The organism is Geodermatophilus sp. SYSU D00779 (assembly GCF_054050595.1).
This window is the reverse complement of record NZ_JBJGZQ010000002.1, coordinates 119,918-137,589: the sequence shown is the minus strand read 5'-3', so window position 1 is coordinate 137,589 and position 17,672 is coordinate 119,918. Positions and strand designations below refer to the sequence as shown.

The 17,672-nt window shown below is 75.1% G+C and carries 14 protein-coding genes; 9 read left to right on the top strand and 5 right to left on the bottom strand.

Annotated features, from left to right (window positions below; all coding sequences use genetic code 11):
• Nucleotides 1-47: 47 nt before the first annotated feature.
• A complete protein-coding gene (locus ACI79G_RS02010) occupies nucleotides 48-1,208 on the bottom strand; it encodes a PQQ-dependent sugar dehydrogenase (RefSeq protein WP_456879219.1) in 1,161 nt (386 codons plus the stop codon).
• Between the two features lie 88 nt (nucleotides 1,209-1,296).
• Here ACI79G_RS02010 and ACI79G_RS02005 point away from each other — a divergent pair, with 88 nt between their 5' ends.
• A complete protein-coding gene (locus ACI79G_RS02005; RefSeq protein WP_091212565.1) occupies nucleotides 1,297-1,548 on the top strand; it encodes a type II toxin-antitoxin system Phd/YefM family antitoxin in 252 nt (83 codons plus the stop codon).
• A gap of 32 nt (nucleotides 1,549-1,580) precedes the next feature.
• Nucleotides 1,581-1,964 (top strand): PIN domain-containing protein, encoded by a 384-nt coding sequence (locus ACI79G_RS02000; RefSeq protein ID WP_456879216.1) that lies wholly within the window; start codon nucleotides 1,581-1,583, stop codon nucleotides 1,962-1,964.
• Nucleotides 1,965-1,987: 23 nt separating this feature from the next.
• Here ACI79G_RS02000 and ACI79G_RS01995 read toward each other — a convergent pair whose 3' ends face one another.
• Both ACI79G_RS01995 and ACI79G_RS01990 read right to left on the bottom strand, forming a co-directional pair.
• Complete coding sequence (locus ACI79G_RS01995) at nucleotides 1,988-2,359, bottom strand: PH domain-containing protein (protein WP_456879215.1); 372 nt, start codon at nucleotides 2,357-2,359, stop codon at nucleotides 1,988-1,990.
• A gap of 24 nt (nucleotides 2,360-2,383) precedes the next feature.
• On the bottom strand, nucleotides 2,384-3,205 hold the full coding sequence (locus tag ACI79G_RS01990) for a helix-turn-helix transcriptional regulator (protein ID WP_456879213.1): 822 nt from the start codon (nucleotides 3,203-3,205) through the stop codon (nucleotides 2,384-2,386).
• A gap of 87 nt (nucleotides 3,206-3,292) precedes the next feature.
• Between ACI79G_RS01990 and ilvD the strand changes: the two genes are divergently transcribed.
• The 6 genes from ilvD to ilvC all read left to right on the top strand — a co-directional run bounded on the left by ilvD (nucleotide 3,293) and on the right by ilvC (nucleotide 14,588).
• On the top strand, nucleotides 3,293-5,020 hold the full coding sequence (gene ilvD, locus ACI79G_RS01985) for a dihydroxy-acid dehydratase (protein ID WP_091212557.1): 1,728 nt from the start codon (nucleotides 3,293-3,295) through the stop codon (nucleotides 5,018-5,020).
• A gap of 366 nt (nucleotides 5,021-5,386) precedes the next feature.
• A complete protein-coding gene (locus tag ACI79G_RS01980) occupies nucleotides 5,387-7,963 on the top strand; it encodes a putative bifunctional diguanylate cyclase/phosphodiesterase (protein ID WP_456879211.1) in 2,577 nt (858 codons plus the stop codon).
• Complete coding sequence (locus tag ACI79G_RS01975) at nucleotides 7,963-10,653, top strand: putative bifunctional diguanylate cyclase/phosphodiesterase (protein WP_456879209.1); 2,691 nt, start codon at nucleotides 7,963-7,965, stop codon at nucleotides 10,651-10,653. The genes ACI79G_RS01980 and ACI79G_RS01975 overlap by 1 nt, the downstream gene beginning before the upstream one ends.
• 306 nt (nucleotides 10,654-10,959) lie before the next feature.
• Nucleotides 10,960-12,831 carry an acetolactate synthase large subunit gene (locus ACI79G_RS01970; protein WP_456879208.1) on the top strand — a complete coding sequence of 624 codons (1,872 nt, stop codon included), beginning with the start codon at nucleotides 10,960-10,962 and terminating at the stop codon, nucleotides 12,829-12,831.
• 102 nt (nucleotides 12,832-12,933) lie between these two features.
• A complete protein-coding gene (ilvN, locus tag ACI79G_RS01965; protein ID WP_091212547.1) occupies nucleotides 12,934-13,461 on the top strand; it encodes an acetolactate synthase small subunit in 528 nt (175 codons plus the stop codon).
• Nucleotides 13,458-14,588: a ketol-acid reductoisomerase gene (gene ilvC / locus ACI79G_RS01960; protein ID WP_456879414.1), complete on the top strand. Its 1,131-nt coding sequence runs from the start codon at nucleotides 13,458-13,460 to the stop codon at nucleotides 14,586-14,588. The genes ilvN and ilvC overlap by 4 nt, the downstream gene beginning before the upstream one ends.
• Nucleotides 14,589-14,705: 117 nt before the next feature.
• On the opposite strand, the gene ACI79G_RS01955 is transcribed toward ilvC, so the two are convergent.
• Complete coding sequence (locus tag ACI79G_RS01955; RefSeq protein ID WP_456879205.1) at nucleotides 14,706-15,110, bottom strand: hypothetical protein; 405 nt, start codon at nucleotides 15,108-15,110, stop codon at nucleotides 14,706-14,708.
• Between the two features lie 20 nt (nucleotides 15,111-15,130).
• Nucleotides 15,131-15,910 (bottom strand): hypothetical protein, encoded by a 780-nt coding sequence (locus tag ACI79G_RS01950; RefSeq protein WP_456879203.1) that lies wholly within the window; start codon nucleotides 15,908-15,910, stop codon nucleotides 15,131-15,133.
• 160 nt (nucleotides 15,911-16,070) lie between these two features.
• Between ACI79G_RS01950 and serA the strand changes: the two genes are divergently transcribed.
• A complete protein-coding gene (serA, locus tag ACI79G_RS01945) occupies nucleotides 16,071-17,672 on the top strand; it encodes a phosphoglycerate dehydrogenase (RefSeq protein WP_456879201.1) in 1,602 nt (533 codons plus the stop codon).

The window sequence follows — 17,672 nt, the reverse complement described above, 5'->3', positions numbered from 1 at the left end:
CCGTCCACCACGAGGGTGGTCACGGCGCCATGGTCGTCGAGGAGCTCCTACAGCGGCGAGTCGGAGGCCCCGCCCGGCGGGAAGACGCGCAGCACGCGGTCGTCGTCCTCGGCCGGGGTGCCGACGCCGTCCTTGTTGGACGTCGTGACCCACAGCGCGCCCTCGCCGTCGAGGACGACGGTGCGCAGCCGGCCGTACCGGTCGGTGAGGAACGCGCCGGGCTCCTCGGTGACCGCGCCGCTGCTGTCGAGCTGCACCGTGTGGATGCGCCGGCCGTCCAGCGCCCCGAGGAAGACGGTGCGCCCGGCGACCGCGCACCCGGCCAGGCCGCCCTCCGCGGGGTCGAACTCCACGACGGGGTCGGTGCTGTCCGGGCCCGCCGTGGGCCAGCCGGCGTCGCTGCCCTCGGGGACGGCGTCGAGCTCGTCGGGCCCCTGGGCGGAGTCGTCGGTGGCGTAGAGCGCCTCCTCGCCGCCCAGGCACAGCGCGGTCACGTCGGAGTGGCCGGTGCTGTACACGGGGCCGGCGCCCACCGGGCGGCCGAAGACGTCGACGTGCAACACCTTGCCGGCCAGCGAGGCGGGGTCCTGGGCCAGGCCCGCGTCGCCGGTGTCGCCGGTGCCGACGAACAGCGTGCCGTCGGGGGCGAAGACCAGCCCGCCGCCGTTGTGCGTCCCGCCGCGCGGGATGCCGGTGAGCACGGGGTTGGGGGTGCCGCCCATCGGGAAGCGGACCACCCGGTTGTCGGTGGCCGTCGAGACGTAGGCGTAGAAGAGCCCGTCCTCGGTGAAGGTCGGCGAGATGGCCAGGCCGAGCAGGCCGCCGTCCCCGGCGGTGTCGATGCCCCCGACGGTCATGAGCTCGCGGGCGGGGGAGCGGTCGGGGAAGACCTGCAGCAGCCGCCCGGTCTCGCGCTCCCCGACGACCGCGCTGCCGTCGGGCAGCACCACCAGCCCGGTGGGCACGGTCAGGCCGGAGGCCACCACGTTCGGGTCGCCGGCCTCCTCCTCCGACTCGGGGTCGGCGGGATCACCCGGGGCGGGCGCCTGCGAGGACTCCGTGGGCGGGCCGACCTGCGGCGGCGGGCCCTCCGGCTGCGGCCGGAAGGGGCCGGCGGGCTCGTAGCCGTCGCTGCCGCACCCGGCCAGGACGACGGCCAGCAGGGCGGCGACCAGCCCCCGTCCCCGTCGCGCGCGCTGCCGGCTCACCCCTGGAACAGTACGTGCGCGCGCTGGGAGCGATTCGCCCGCAGCGGCTGGGGAGATGCGCTGTAGCACCCGGTGCTACAGTACGTCCGTGGCCGAGATCGCCCAGCGCGAGCTGAGGAACGACAACGCCGAGGTCATCCGGAGGGTGGAGGCCGGCGAGACCTTCGTCGTGACCCGCAACGGGGTGCCCGTCGCCGAACTGCGCCCGCTCCCGGCTGGGCGGCAGCGCGTCGTGCACCGGGACCGGCTGGCCGAGGTCGCGCGCCGGCTCGATCCCCTGGATGCGGCGCGGTACCGCGCCGACCTCGACGACGTGGCCGACCCGTGGGCCGACCTCTGAGTCCTGCGTCGGGAGCGGCGGAACCCCCGTGGTTGCTCGACACCTCCGTCGTCCTCGACCTCCCCGACCCCGCCGTGGTCGCGGCTCTCCCCGAGACGACGGCGATCAGCGTCGTGACCCTGGCCGAGCTCGCCGCCGGTCCGCTGGTCACCGACGACGACGCCGAGCGCGCCCGCCGTCAGCGGCACGTGCAGGAGATCGAAGCCCTCTACGACCCGATCCCGGTCGACGCAGCAGCCGCGCGCGCCTTCGGTGAGATCGTCTCGGCGGTCCGCCGGTCCGGGCGACAGCCGCGGCGGCGGCAGTTCGATCTGCTCATCGCCGCAGTGGCTCGCGCGAACCGTCTCGCAGTCGCGACGCGCAACCCGGGCGACTTCGCCGGCCTGGACGGTCTCGTCGACGTCCACCCGGTCTGACGGCCGGTCGGGCCCGGTGCCCGTCAGGCGGGTCCGGGCGCGGGGATGCGGCCACCGGAGACGGCGGCCAGCCACGGCAGGTCGCGGGCGCGCAGCACCGGCAGCCGCAGCTCGGTGCCGCGGACGGTCACCAGCCACAGGTCGCCGCGCTCACCGACGCGGATGCCGGCCACGTCGCCCCACGGCACCGCGCGCGAGCCGGCCAGCGAGCGCACCGTGACGCCGCCGTCGCCGACGTCCACCCCGGTCCGCAGGACGTACGCCGCGGCCAGGAGGGGGACCAGCAGGAAGACCAGCGTCCACCCGGCGGCGAACGCCAGGGGCAGGACGCAGACCACGAGGAGGACGACCGGCAGCAGCGCCACCCGGTTCATCCGCAGACGCGCTGTCGCCACGTCTGCACATCCTCCCAGACCGGCTCAGGCCGACAGCCGCGCCAGCCGGTCGGCGGCGTCCCCGCCCTCGGCGGCGGTGTAGACGACCAGCTGCAGGCCCGGTGCGTCGGCGGGCGTGAGCTGGTGGTGCTCGAGCAGCAGCGTCCCGACCCGGGGGTGCTCGAAGCGCCGCTCCGAGGAGCTGAACCGGTCCACGTCGTGGCTGGCCCAGCCGGTGCGGAAGTGCGGGCTGGCCGCCTCCAGCCGGGCCACCAGGTCGACCACCTCCGGGTCGGCCAGCCGGGGGCCCACCTCGGCGCGGAACTGGGTGAGGAAGCGGCGGCTGTCGCCCGCCCAGTCGGCCAGCAGGGAACGGACGGCGGGGTCGGTGAACACCAGCCACAGCAGGTTCCGCTCGGCCGCGGGCACGGCGGCCACCCCGGGGTAGAGCCGCTCGTAGGCGCGGTTCCAGCCGACGATGGTCCAGTCGGCGGTGATCGCGTACGCGGGGGAGGGGCCCAGCGCGTCGAGCAGCCGCTGCACGTGGGCCGGCATGCCCTCGGCCGCGCCCGCCGGGGCGGTGCCGCCGTGTCCGGTCAGCCGCAGCACGTACTCGTGCTCGGCCGGTGACATCCGCAGGGTACGGGCCAGCGCGTCGACCACCTGCCGGGACGGCCGGATGTCGCGGCCCTGCTCGAGCCACGTGTACCAGGTGTGGCTCACGCCGGAGAGCAGCGCGACCTCCTCCCGGCGCAACCCCGGCGTGCGCCGCGGACCGCCGGCGGGCACCCCGGCGACCCGGGGGTCGACCTGGCGACGGCGGGAGCGGAGGAACTCGGCCAGCTCGCGCCGGGCGGTGGCGGACACGACGTTCCCTCCGGGTCGGTGGTGGTGTCGATACCAGTGTCGACGCTCTCTCGGCGGATCGGGCGGATCGGCATAGAGTCGCCGGACGTGACCATCGGCGAGGACCTCATCCCGGGACACGAGTCCCACAGTGCGACGCACAGCCCCCTCAAGCCGCGCAGCTACGAGGTGACCGACGGCATCGCCAAGGCCCCGGCGCGGGCGATGCTGCGTGCGGTCGGCATGGGTGACGACGACTGGGAGAAGCCGCAGATCGGCGTCGCCTCGTCCTGGAACGAGATCACCCCGTGCAACCTCTCGCTGGACCGGCTGGCCAAGCGGGCCAAGGAGGGCGTGCACGCCGCCGGCGGCTACCCGCTGGAGTTCGGCACCATCTCAGTCTCCGACGGCATCTCGATGGGCCACGAGGGCATGCGCGCCTCGCTGGTCTCCCGCGAGGTCATCGCCGACTCGGTGGAGACGGTGGTCTTCGCCGAGCGGCTCGACGGCACCGTCCTGCTCGCCGGCTGCGACAAGTCGCTGCCGGGCATGCTGATGGCCGCCGCCCGCCTCGACCTGGCCAGTGTCTTCGTCTACTCCGGCTCGATCCTGCCCGGACGGCTCGGCGACCGGGACAACCTGACGATCATCGACGTCTTCGAGGGCGTCGGCGCCTGCGCCCGCGGGCTCATCAGCCGTGAGGAGCTGGACGCCATCGAGAAGGCGGCCTGCCCCGGCGAGGGCTCCTGCGGCGGCATGTACACCGCCAACACGATGGCCAGCGTCGCCGAGGCGCTGGGGATGGCGCTGCCCGGCAGCGCCGCGCCGCCGGCGCCGGACAGCCGCCGCGACGCCGTCGCGATCGCCTCCGGCGAGGCCGTGGTCAACCTGCTGCGCCAGGGGATCACCGCCCGGCAGATCATGACCCGGGAGGCGTTCGAGAACGCGATCACCGTGGTCATGGCGCTGGGGGGCTCGACCAACGCCGTCCTGCACCTGCTGGCCATCGCGCACGAGGCCCAGGTCGACCTCACGCTCGAGGACTTCAACCGGATCGGCGACCGCACCCCGCACCTGGCCGACGTCAAGCCCTTCGGCCGGTTCGTGATGACCGACATCGACCGCGTCGGCGGCGTCCCGGTCGTGCTGCGGGCGCTGCTCGACGCCGGCCTGCTGCACGGCGACGTCCTGACCGTGACCGGGAAGACCATGGCCGAGAACCTCGCCGAGATCGCCCCGCCGGACCTGGACGGCACGATCGTCCACGCCATGGACAACCCGATCCACCGGACCGGTGGCCTGACGATCCTGCGCGGCTCCCTCTCCCCGGACGGCGCGGTGGTGAAGTCGGCCGGCTTCGACGCCGACGTCTTCGAGGGCACCGCGCGCGTCTTCGACGGCGAGCAGGGCGCCATGGACGCCGTCACCGACGGCACGCTGAAGGCCGGCGACGTCGTGGTGATCCGCTACGAGGGCCCCCGGGGCGGGCCGGGCATGCGTGAGATGCTCGCCGTCACCGGCGCCATCAAGGGCGCGGGCCTGGGCAAGGACGTCCTGCTGCTCACCGACGGCCGGTTCTCCGGTGGGACGACGGGCCTGTGCGTCGGTCACGTCGCGCCCGAGGCCACCGACGGCGGCCCGATCGCGTTCGTGCAGGACGGCGACCGCATCCGGCTGGACCTCGCCGCCCGCACCCTCGACCTGCTGGTCGACGAGGACGAGCTGGCCCGCCGCCGGGCCGGGTGGACGCCGCTGCCCCCGCGCTACACCACCGGCGTCCTCGGCAAGTACGCCAAGCTGGTGAGCTCGGCGGCGCAGGGCGCGGTCTGCGGCTGAGTGAAGGACCCCCTTCCACCCCACCCTTCGCACGCTCAGGGCGGGACCCTGGAAGGGGGCCGTTCCAGTACGTCACCAGGCTCGCGGCGGGACCCGGCAAGGGGGCCGCCCTCCCACCCCACCCTTCGGGGAAGGACCCCGTCCCTCCCACCCCTCGCGAGCTCGGGGTGAGCCTCCGGACGGGGCCTGCGGGGCCCTGGAGGGGGCCGCTCCAGCACGTCACCGGGCGCGAGGCCGTCACCCGGAGGGGTGAGCACCGGGTCCGTCCCCCTGTCGTCGCCCCGGCTGCCTGCCGACTGAGCAGGTGTGGACAAGCTGAGGTGGTGGTTCGTCGGGAGCACCGTGCCCGTGGGGACCGCCTGTGCGGTGTCCGCGAGCACGCCGGGCCCGGGACACGTCGGCGACCTCGCCCTCGGCGCGCTCGGCATCGCCACCGCGATCGTGCTGTGGACCGCCGGGCGGTCGAAGCATGCCGGGTGGCGGGGCTGGCGGCTGTTCGCCCTGGCCCCGCTGATGCCGGTGGTCGGCCTGGTCGCGGTCGCGGTCGCGGCACCGGACTCCCCGCTGGAGCAGGTGGCCCTGCGCTGGCTGCCCACCGTCCCCGGCTACGTGCTCGCCGTCCTCGGCATCCTCACCCTCGTCGCCCCCTCGCGGCTGCGCGGCGGAGCCCGTCCGGCCGTCGAGCTCACCCTCTTCCTCATCGCCTGCGTGCTCGTCGTGCAGGTGCTGGTGCTCGGCCCCGAGGTCAGCTGGCTGGACCTCGACCCGAGCGGGCGTGTCGTCCTCGCCGCGGCCGTCGTCGTCACCTCGGCCACGGTGGCCGCCGCCGTCCTCCTCCTGGGCGTCATCGAGAGCCGCCGCCAGCCCATGGCGCTGGTGCTGCTGGCCGCGACGGCGCTGCTCGCCCCCGGCCGGGCGCTGGGCACCTCGGCGATGCTGACGGAGGAGCACGCCGTCGGCGACGTCGGCCGCTTCCTCGTCGCCGGCGGGCTGGTGCTGCTCGGCGCCGCCGTCCTGCTCGATCCGGGCCCGTGCCCGGACGCCTCCCCGCGGCCGCGGACCGGCCGCTCCACGCACCTGCGCCAGCTGCTGCCGCACCTGGCGATGACGGTCGCCTGCTTCGGGGCGGCCGCGGTGTCGCTGACCGGTCACCGGATCAGCCCGGTGATCGCCGTCGGTGGCTCGCTGTGCGCCGTCCTCGCCGTGCTGCACCGCTGGCTGACCGCCCGTGACGAGCAGCTCCTCGGCGCCCGGCTGCGGCGCAGCGAGGCGTACTTCCGCTCCCTGGTCGCCGCCAGCAGCGACGCCGTCCTCGTCCTCGACGGCGACCTGCGGGTCACCTGGTCCTCGGCGACCCTGGGGACGACGCTCGGCAGCCCCACCGCGGTGCCCGTGGGCGCCGACCTGCTCGAACTGGTGCACCCCGAGGACGCGCTGCCCGTCGCCCGGGCCCTCCTGCCGGCGGCCGGCGACGCGACGCCCCCCGGCGTGCTGCCGCTGCGGCTGCGGCACGCAGACGGCACCTGGCGGCACCTGGAGGCCAGCTTCACCGACCTGCGCTCGGACACCGTCGTGGGCGCCGTCGTGCTGCACTGCCGCGACACCACCGAGCGGGTCGCACGCGAGCGGGCGCTCGAGCAGGTCGCGTTCACCGACCCGGTCACCGGGCTGCCGAACCGGGCCGGCTGCGAGCAGCGGCTCGAGGCGGCCCTCGCCGAGGCCGGGACCACCTGCCGCAGCCTGCTGCTGGTCGAGCTCGACGGCCTCGACGAGGTGCGCGAGGACGCCGGCCGGGACGTCGTCACCGCGGTGCTGGTCGAGGTCGGCCGGCGACTGCGGGCCACCGTGCGCGGCTGCGACGCGGTCACCCGGGTGGGCGGTGGCGCCTTCGCCGTCCTGGCCGAGGGCGCGCCGCACGCGGTCGACCTGCTGGCCGACCGCTGCCTGTCGGTGATCGAGCAGCCGCTGGACACCGCCGCCGGGCTCTTCGACCTCAGCGCCGCCATCGGCGTGGTGGACCTGGGCGCCGCCGAGTCGGTCGCCGACCTCATGACCCGCGCCGAGCTCGCCGTCCGGGCGGCGGCCGCCGCCGGCACGGGCACCGCGCTGCGCTACCGGCCGGCGTTGGGCAGCGCCGCCGAGCGGCGTGCCCGGCTGCGCGAGGACCTGCCCGGCGCCTGGGACCGCGGCGAGCTCTCGGTGCTCTTCCAGCCGGTGGTCTCGCTGAGCGAGCGGCGGGTCACCGGTGTCGAGGCGCTGCTGCGCTGGCAGCACCCCCAGCTCGGCGAGGTGCCCCCGGCGGAGTTCGTGCCGATCGCCGAGCGCGCCGGCGTGATCGGCGAGCTGCAGCGCTGGGCGCTGGAGACCGCCGCCGAGGCCGTGCTGACCCTCCCGCACGGCCCCGTGCCGCTGCGGCTGGGCGTGAACATCTCCGCCTCGCACGTCGCCGCGCGCACCCTGGTCCGCGACGTCGCCGCCGTGCTGCAGGCGACCGGGCTGGCGCCCGAGCGGCTGATCCTGGAGATCACCGAGGCGACGCTGATGTCCGAGGGCGAGCACGTGGCCGTGGACATCGAGGCGCTGCGCCTCATGGGCGTGCACGTGGCGCTCGACGACTTCGGCACCGGCCGGTCGTCGCTGGCGCACCTGACCCGGCTGCCGATCGACGTGCTCAAGCTCGACCACGCGTTCGTGCTGCGCGTCGACCGCGACCCGAAGGCCCGCGCGCTGTGCGAGTCGGTCGTGGCGATCGCCGGGGCGTCGGGTCTGGACGTCGTCGCCGAGGGCGTGGAGACGCCGGCCCAGCTGGGCGCGCTGCGCGCCGCGGGCTGCGGCTTCGCGCAGGGCTTCCTGCTGGCGCGGCCGATGCGCCTGCTCGACCTCGTCGGCATGCTCGACGAGGGCGCCGGACAGCTCTGGCCGGGCCTCGTCGGGTCCCGCTGATGCCCGCCGTCCGAGCTGCGGGTCCGGTCCTCGTCCTGCTCGGGCTGCTCGCCGCGGCCACGGCCGTCCTGGAGCTGACCCGCTCCCCGCTGGCGCCCGCGCTCGTCCCCGCCTGCCTGGCCCTCGGCTCCGGCGCGGCCGCGGTCGTGGCCGGGCGCGGCGCCGCCCGGCTGCCGGGCCGGTCCGCGCGGCCGTGGCGGGCGCTGGGGGGAGCGCTGGGCCTGCTGGCCGTGGGCCAGGTCCTCGCCACCGTCCGCGCCGGCGCGGACCTGGAGTTCGGCGGCGCCGAGGACGTGCCGATGCTGCTGGCGGTGCCGCTCGCCGCGCTGGCCGCGCTCCGGCTGCTGCCGCCGCGGTCGCGCCGGTGGCCCGGTTGGCGCACGGTGCTCGACGGCCTCATCGCGACGCTGGCGGTGGCCGTGTCCGGCCACGTGCTGCTGGCCGCGCTGCTCACCGGTGTCGAGGGCGCGGCCGACGGGCTGATCGCCGTCGGCTACCCGGGGGTCGGGGCCGTCCTCGTCGGCGTCGGGCTGGTCACCGTCACCGGGGTCCGCGGCGCGCGCCGCGGAGCAGCGGTCTGGCTGCTCGCCGCCTCCGTCGCGATGGCGGCCGTCGCGATCGGCGGTGCGCTCGGCCGGACGCTGGGCAGCACCGCCGCCACCGTCGTCACCGAGCAGGCCTGGATGGCCATGCTGGCCGCGAGCGTGCTGGCCGTGCGGTCGGACCCCGGCGAGCCGACGACGCCGGACCTCGACCGGCCGATCGTCGCGCTCCGCGGCCTGGTGCTGGCCTCCGGCGTGGCCTCGAGCGTGCTGCTGCTGCTCCTCGCCGGCGTGCTGGCCGGGCGGGGGATCGACCCGGTGGAGGCCGGCGGGGGAGCGGCGCTGGTCGCCCTCACCTCGCTGCGCACCGTGCTGTGGGCCGGCGACGGCTACCGGCTCACCCGGCGCCTGCTGCGCACCGAGGGCTACTTCCGCGCTCTGGTGCACAGCGGCGACGCGGTCACCGTCGTCCTCGACGGCACCGGCCGCATCGGCTGGGCCTCGGGTGCCGTGGAGGCCCAGCTCGGCTGGACCGACCGCGACCTGACCGGGCGACTGCTCGCCGATCTGCTCGACGAGGAGGACCGCGACCTCGTCCCCCGGGTCGCGCAGGCCGTCCGCGGCGGCACCACGGTGGGCCTGCTGCCCACGACCGCGCGGCTGCGCGCCCGCGGCGGTGGCTGGCGTGACGTCGAGCTCACCGGGGCCGCCCCCTCCGGCGCCGCCCCGGCCGGGGTGTCCGGCGCCGGCGACCGCGGCGGCCTGGTGCTGCACCTGCGCGACGTCACCGACCGCAGCTCGACCCAGCGCGAGCTGGAGCGGATGGCCTACACCGACTTCCTCACCGGCCTGCCCAACCGCGCCCGCTTCATGGCGGCGCTCGGTGAGGTGTCCGCCGGCACCACCCCCGGCTGCCTGCTGCTCGTCGACCTCGACGGCTTCAAGGCGGTGAACGACGTCGCCGGCCACGACGAGGGCGACCGGCTGCTCTGCGAGGTGGCCGAGACGCTGCGGGCGGCCGCGCGGGACGACGACGTCGTCGCCCGGCTCGGCGGCGACGAGTTCGCCGTCCTCGTGCGCGCCGGGCGGGACGAGGCGGCCGTGCTGGCCGAGCGGCTGGTCGTGCTGCTCGACCGCGAGCACCGCCCACCGGCTCCCGACGGCAGCGGCCGCGGTGGGCTGGTGTTCGCGGTCTCCGGCAGCGTGGGCGTGGCCGAGCTGCCCGTGGGCGGGGACCCCGCCGAGGCCGTGCGGCGGGCCGACCTGGCACTGCGGGCGGCCAAGGCCGCCGGCAAGAACTGCGTCCGGACCACCGGCGAGGCGCTGGTCCGGGTCGTCGACCGGCGCGCCCGGCTGGCCCGGGACCTGCCCGAGGCGATCGCCGACGGCGGCCTGTCGGTGGTGCTCCAGCCGGTCGTCGGCGTGGAGGAGGGCCGCGTGCTCGGCGTGGAGGCCCTGGTGCGCTGGCGGCACCGCGAGCTGGGCGACGTCCCCCCGGAGGAGTTCGTCGGGGTGGCCGAGGACGAGGGCCTCGTCGTGCCGCTGCAGCGCTGGGTGCTCGGCGCCGCGACCGCGGCCCTGGCACCGCTGCTGGCGCAGGGGCACGACCTGAAGCTGGGGGTGAACGTCTCCGTCCGGCACCTGCAGGCCGGTTGCCTGGCCGCCGACGTCGCGCGGGCGCTCGCCGCCTCCGGCGTGCCGGCCTCCCGGCTGATGCTGGAGATCACCGAGTCGGTGCTCGTCGACGCCGAGGACCGCGTCGAGCGCGAGCTCGCCGCGCTGCGCGAGGCCGGCTGCGTCATCTCCATCGACGACTTCGGCACGGGCCACTCCACCCTGGCGCGGCTGTCCCGGCTGCCCGTCGACGTCCTCAAGATGGACCGTGAGTTCGTGGCCCGCATCGAGGACGACCCGCGCACCGCGGCCGTCGTCGCCAGCGTCGTCGAGCTGGGCCGCACCCTCGGCCTGGACGTCGTCGCCGAGGGCGTGGAGACGCCCGGACAGCTCGCGGCGCTGCGCCGGCTGGGCTGCCGGTTCCTGCAGGGCCACCTGCTCGGCCGTCCGGTGCCCCCCGCCGACCTGGCCGCGGTGCTCGTCGGGCCGGTCGGGGGCGTGCGGGACGGCGACCGCGCGCCGTCCCACGTCTGACGACACGCGTTCCCACTGCGTGAGACGGCTCGGTTGACGGCGGGCCTGGTCGAGGCGCACAGTGGCCGTGTGCGCCCGGCCTGCCTGCTCCTCGTAGTCGCCTAGCGCGTCGGTCCTCTCGACCGACGCGCTGACCCCTCTGTGCCCGCAGGCACGAGGGGTCTTTCGTTTGCGGGCCCCGACCTCCTCCGACGCCGCCGGCCCGCGCCGCAGGCACCGCCGACCACCGCACGGCACCGACCGACGGCCCCGTTCCGGGGCACCCCAGCAAGGCCCGACCAGCGAGACGCACGGCCAGGAGACGCCATGACCAGCACCACCCCGGGTGGGTCCGCCACCCGCGAGGCCGCCGAGGCACTGACGGGGGTCGAGACGACCGCCCGCTCGGTCGAGGAGGCCGCCGCCGAGCCGCTCACCGGCATCACCGGGGCGCAGAGCCTCGTGCGGTCGCTCGAGGCGGTCGGTGTCGAGGTCGTCTTCGGCATCCCGGGCGGCGCGATCCTGCCCGCCTACGACCCGCTGTTCGACTCGCGGGTGCGGCACGTGCTCGTCCGGCACGAGCAGGGCGCCGGGCACGCCGCGCAGGGCTACGCCCAGGCCACCGGCCGGGTCGGTGTCTGCATGGCCACCTCCGGCCCCGGCGCGACCAACCTGGTGACCCCGCTGGCCGACGCCTACATGGACTCGGTCCCGATCGTGGCGATCACCGGTCAGGTCCCGAGTGCGGCGATCGGCACGGACGCCTTCCAGGAGGCCGACATCCGCGGCATCACGATGCCGATCACCAAGCACAACTTCCTGGTCACCAACGCCGCCGAGATCCCGCAGCGGATCGCCGAGGCCTTCCACCTCGCCGCCACCGGCCGCCCCGGCCCGGTGCTGGTCGACATCTCCAAGGACGCCCTGCAGGCCACCACCGACTTCTCGTGGCCGCCGCGGCTGGACCTGCCCGGCTACAAGCCGACCACCCGCCCGCACGGCAAGCAGGTCCGCGAGGCCGCCGCGCTGATCGCCGCCGCCCGCCGGCCGGTGCTCTACGTCGGCGGTGGGGTCATCAAGGCGCAGGCGAGCGCCGAGCTGGCCGAGCTGGCCGAGCTCACCGGTGCCCCCGTGGTCACCACCCTCATGGCGCGCGGCGCGTTCCCGGACAGCCACCCGCAGAACCTCGGGATGCCCGGGATGCACGGCAACGTCACCGCGGTCACCGCGCTGCAGAAGGCCGACCTGCTCGTCGCCCTCGGCGCCCGCTTCGACGACCGGGTCACCGGCCAGCTGTCGTCGTTCGCCCCCGGGGCCAAGGTCGTGCACGCCGACATCGACCCGGCCGAGATCGGCAAGAACCGCAAGGCCGACGTGCCCATCGTCGGGGACGCGCGGGAGACCATCGCCGAGCTGGTCACCGCGCTGCGCGCCGAGCGCGACGCCGGCCGCACGCCCGACCTGTCCGCCTGGTGGGCCCAGCTGGACCAGTGGCGCCAGAAGTACCCGCTCGGTTACGACTGGCCCGAGGACGGCGCGCTGTCGCCGCAGTACGTCATCGAGCGGCTGGGCGCGATCGCCGGACCGGACGCGATCTACGCCTCCGGTGTCGGCCAGCACCAGATGTGGGCCGCCCAGTTCATCACGTACGAGAAGCCCGGCACGTGGCTCAACAGCGGCGGCCTCGGGACGATGGGCTACGCCGTGCCCGCGGCGATGGGCGCCAAGTACGGCTGCCCGGACACCACCGTGTGGGCCATCGACGGCGACGGCTGCTTCCAGATGACCAACCAGGAGCTGGCCACCTGCGCCATCGAGGGGATCCCGATCAAGGTCGCCCTGATCAACAACGGCAACCTCGGCATGGTCCGCCAGTGGCAGACCCTCTTCTACGAGGGGCGCTACTCCAACACCAAGCTGCACCCGGTCGACGCCGAGGGCCGGCCCACGCCGGTGCGCATCCCCGACTTCGTGGCGCTGGCCGAGGCGCTGGGCTGCGTCGGTCTCCGCTGCGAGAGCAAGGACGACGTCGACGCCGTCATCGAGAAGGCGATGGCCATCGACGACGCCCCGGTGGTCATCGACTTCATCGTCGGTGCCGACGCGCAGGTGTGGCCGATGGTGGCCGCGGGCGCCAGCAACGACGACATCCTGGCCGCGCGGGACGTCCGCCCGGTCTTCGGCGACGACCAGGTGTGAGTCGAAGGACCCCCGTTCCCCCCACCGCTCGCAGGCTCGCGGCGGGGCCCTGAACGGGGGCCACACCCGGTGCCAGTCGTCACGTCGAAAGGAACCCTGGCAATGAGCCGCCACACCCTGTCGGTCCTCGTCGAGAACAAGTCCGGTGTCCTGGCGCGCGTCTCGGCCCTGTTCAGCCGGCGCGGCTTCAACATCGAGTCCCTCGCCGTCGGGCCGACCGAGAACCCGGACCTGTCCCGGATGACGATCGTCGCCGACGCCGAGAGCCAGCCGCTGGAGCAGATCACCAAGCAGCTGAACAAGCTCGTCGAGGTCATCAAGATCGTCGAGCTGGAGGCCGAGGCCGCCGTCCAGCGCGAGCTGCTGCTGGTCAAGGTGCGCGCGCCGATGGCCGACCGCACCCAGGTGCTGCAGACCGCCGAGCTGTTCCGCGCCCGCGTGGTCGACGTCAACACCGACACCGTGACCCTGGAGGCGACCGGCACGCCGGACAAGCTCCAGGCCCTGCTCGCCGTCCTCGCCCCGCTGGGCATCAAGGAGATGGCGCAGTCGGGCACGGTCGCCCTGGGCCGGGGTCCGCGCTCGATGAGCGGCGCCGGTACCTTGCGCCCGGTCGAGCGCACCGCCTGAAAGGCAGAAGGACCCCTCTCCTCCTCACCCCTCGCAAGCTCGGGGCGAGCCTCGGGAGAGGGGCCACCCGTCACACCACCGAAGGGACGAACCACCGCATGGCCGCCGAGATCTTCTACGACGACGACGCCGACCTGTCGATCATCCAGGGGCGCACCGTCGCCGTCATCGGCTACGGCAGCCAGGGCCACGCCCACGCGCTGTCGCTGCGCGACTCGGGCGTCGACGTCCGCGTCGGCCTGCCCGAGGGCAGCAAGAGCCAGCCCAAGGCCGAGGCCGAGGGCCTGCGGGTCGTGACCCCGGCCGAGGCCGCTGCCGAGGCCGACCTGATCATGATCCTCGTCCCGGACCACGTGCAGCGGAGGGTGTACGCCGAGTCGGTGGAGCCCAACCTGCAGGACGGCGACGCGCTGTTCTTCGCCCACGGCTTCAACATCCGGTTCGGCTACATCAAGCCCCCGGCCGGCGTCGACGTCGCCATGGTCGCCCCCAAGGGCCCCGGCCACCTGGTGCGCCGCGAGTTCGAGAACGGCAAGGGCGTGCCGGCGCTGGTCGCCGTGGAGCAGGACGCCAGCGGCCAGGCCCTGCAGCTGGCGCTGTCCTACGCCAAGGCCATCGGCGGCGCCCGCGCCGGCGTCATCAGGACGACGTTCGCCGAGGAGACCGAGACCGACCTGTTCGGCGAGCAGGCCGTGCTCTGCGGCGGCGCCAGTGCGCTGATCACCGCCGGGTTCGAGACCCTCACCGAGGCCGGCTACCAGCCCGAGATCGCCTACTTCGAGTGCCTGCACGAGCTGAAGCTGATCGTCGACCTCATGTACGAGGGCGGCATCGCCAAGCAGCGCTGGTCGGTGTCCGACACCGCCGAGTACGGCGACTACACCTCCGGCCCGAAGGTCATCGACCAGCACGTCAAGGACGCCATGAAGGACGTCCTGGCCCGGATCAAGGACGGCTCGTGGGCGGCCGAGTTCATCGCCGACCAGGACGCCGGTGCGCCGGACTTCAAGCGCCGTCGGGCCGAGGCCGAGGCGCACCCGATCGAGGAGACCGGGCGCAAGCTGCGCGGCCTGATGAGCTGGGTGTCGACGTCCGACGACTACACCGGCACCGCTGCACGGAGCTGAGAGAGGACCCCGTCCTCCCCACCCTCCGCAGGCTCAGGGCGGGGCCCGGGACGGGGCCGACGGCATCCTCCGGGCCCCCGCTGCCGATCGGCAGCGGGGGCCTCGTCGTCCCGCGGCTCAGCGGCTGCGGGAGGCGGCGAACCACTCCCGGGACGGCGCCTGCAGCAGCAGGACGACGGGTCCCACGCCGAGCAGCACGACCGCCGCCGAGAAGGCGTCGAAGCCCGCCCCGCCGGCGGCCGAGATCGCGATGAGGACCACGGCGATCGCGGCCGCCGTCGCCGCGGCGACCATCAGGACGCGGGGCGTCCGGCCGCGCAGCGCCAGCACGCTGCCGACGACGCAGGCGATCGCCAGGCCGAGGAACACCGCACCGAAGACGGCCAGCCACGGACCGAACGCGCTGTAGGTGAAGTAGAGCAGGGCGGCCAGCAGCAGCAGGAAGGCCTCGACCGAGCCGGCGACCGCCGCCATGAGGACGTGCGGCGGCCGTCGGGTGCCGGCCCGGTCGGTCTCGGACACGGGGCGCCCCCGGCCCGGCGTCAGCGGCCGCGCCGCGCGCGGTGCGCGGCGAAGTACTGCGCGGCCGGCCGCAGGCACAGCAGCACGACGATCGCCAGGGCCGCGAGGAACAGCAGCAGGGAGAAGACGACCTCGCCGCCACCGGCCCCGCCGGTCGACACGCCGGAGAGGACGCCGACCAGGAACAGCGCGGTCACCGCCACGGCGATCGCCCCGCCCACCAGCAGCAGCACGCGGCTGCGACCGGTCAGCGCGCGCACCGCGCCCCAGATCATGAGCACGGTCCAGACCAGGGCGAGGATCCCCAGGACCACGAGCACGCCGGTGATCTGACCGGTGTCGACCCCGCTGGTGTCGACGTCCTCGAAGGCCGGGTCGCTGGCGACCAGGTCCTCGAAGACGGTGCCGAACACCGCGCCGCCGAGGAGCAGGCCCAGGGACATCAGCACGCCGAAGGCGCCGAAGACGAAGCCGAGGACGGCAGCGACCACGACCGGCGTGGGGCGCGCGGGCACCGCCGTCTGCCCGTACTGGCCGTACTGCCCGTACTGGCCGTACTGGCCCTGCGGCGCGTACGGGCCGTAGCCGCCCGGCTGGCCGTACTGCTGCGGGTACCCCGGCTGGCCGTACTGCTGCGCGTACCCGGGCTGGCCGGGCGGCTGGCCCTGGCCGTACGGGGAGGGCTGGTACTGCTGGCCCCCGTACGGCTGCCCGGACTGCGGGGGCGGCTGCCCGTACTGCTGCGGAGGCGTGTACCGGGGGTCCGTGCCGGAGCCGTGCTCGTCGTCGTGGGTGCTCATGGTCTCCTCCGTCGGCGCCGGCGTCCGCCGACCGTCCCGGCCAGGATGTCCGGCCGTCCCCACCCGGGCAAGCGACCCCACTCCTCGGCGGGGGATCGCTGATCACCCCGGGAAGGGGCTGGTGGGCCCGGGGCGGCGCTGCTCCCTAGGCTGTGGTCCCGTGACCACGACCGCGCCCGTCGTCCTGATCGCCGAAGAACTCGCCCCCAGCGTGCTGGAGGTGCTGGGGCGTGACGTCGAGATCCGTCACGTGGACGGCGCCGACCGCGCCGCCCTGCTGCCCGCGCTGGCCGACGCCGCCGCGGTGATGATCCGCAGCGCCACGCAGATCGACGCCGAGGCGCTGGCCGCCGCCCCGAACCTCAAGGTCGTCGCCCGCGCCGGCATCGGGCTGGACAACGTCGACGTGGCCGCGGCGACCGAGCGCGGCGTCATGGTCGTCAACGCGCCGACGTCGAACATCGTCAGCGCGGCCGAGCACGCGGTGGCGCTGCTGCTGGCCGCTGCCCGGCACATCCCGGCCGCCGACGCGTCGCTGCGCGAGGGCACCTGGAAGCGCTCGAAGTTCACCGGCGTCGAGGTCACCGACAAGGTCGTCGGCGTGGTCGGCCTGGGCCGGATCGGCCAGCTGGTGGCGCAGCGGCTGGCCGCCTTCGGCGTCACGCTGATCGCCTACGACCCCTACATCCAGCCGGGCCGGGCCGCGCAGCTCGGCGTCCGCATGGTGTCGCTGGAGGAGCTGCTCCGCGAGGCCGACTTCATCACCGTCCACCTGCCCAAGACGCCGGAGACCCTCGGCCTCATCGGCGCGGCCGAGCTGGCCACCACCAAGCGCGGCGTGATCATCGTCAACGCCGCCCGCGGCGGGTTGGTCGACGAGGCGGCGCTGGCCGAGGCGCTCGCGTCGGGCCAGGTCCGCGCGGCCGGCATCGACGTCTACGCCAAGGAGCCGTGCACCGACAGCCCGCTGTTCGGGCTGCCCAACACCGTCGTCACCCCCCACCTGGGCGCATCGACGACAGAGGCGCAGGACAAGGCGGGCACCGCCGTGGCGCACTCGGTCCGGCTCGCGCTGCAGGGAGACTTCGTCCCCGACGCGGTGAACGTCCAGGCGGGCGGGGTCGTCGCCGAGGACGTCCGCCCGGGCCTGCCGCTGGCCGAGAAGCTCGGCCGGGTGTTCACCGCCGTCGCCGGCGGGCTGGCCCAGTCGGTCACCGTGGAGGTGCGCGGCAAGATCGCCGAGTTCGACGACTCGGTGCTCCAGCTGGCCGTCCTCAAGGGCGTCTTCCTCGACGTCGTCGAGGAGCAGGTGACCTACGTCAACGCCCCGCTGTTCGCCCAGCAGCGCGGCCTCGAGGTGGCGCTCACCAGCGACGTGGAGAGCCCCGACTACCGCAACCTCATCAGCGTCCGCGGCGCGATGGCCGACGGCACCGAGGTGACGGTCTCGGGCACCCTCTTCGGCAAGAACCAGGTGCCCAAGCTGGTCGAGGTCAACGGCTTCGACATGGACCTGGACGCCTCGGGCTACCTGCTGTTCTTCGTCTACACCGACCGGCCCGGCGTCGTCGGCGCGGTCGGTGCGGCGCTGGGGGAGGCCGGGATCAACATCGCCGGCGCGCAGGTCAGCCGCACCACCCGCGGCGGCGAGGCGCTCATGGCGGTGACCGTCGACAGCCCGGTCCCGGCCGAGCTGCTCGGTGACATCGCCGGCCGGATCGGCGCGCGTGAGGCCCGCTCCGCGGACCTCACCCCGCGCTGA

Coding starts and splice junctions, on each gene's coding strand:
- ACI79G_RS01975 (WP_456879209.1), top strand. CDS start 7,963: ATGCCCGCCGTCCGAGCTGCGGGTCCGGTCCTCGTCCTGCTCGGGCTG.
- ACI79G_RS01970 (WP_456879208.1), top strand. CDS start 10,960: ATGACCAGCACCACCCCGGGTGGGTCCGCCACCCGCGAGGCCGCCGAG.
- ilvN (WP_091212547.1), top strand. CDS start 12,934: ATGAGCCGCCACACCCTGTCGGTCCTCGTCGAGAACAAGTCCGGTGTC.
- ACI79G_RS01950 (WP_456879203.1), bottom strand. CDS start 15,910: ATGAGCACCCACGACGACGAGCACGGCTCCGGCACGGACCCCCGGTAC.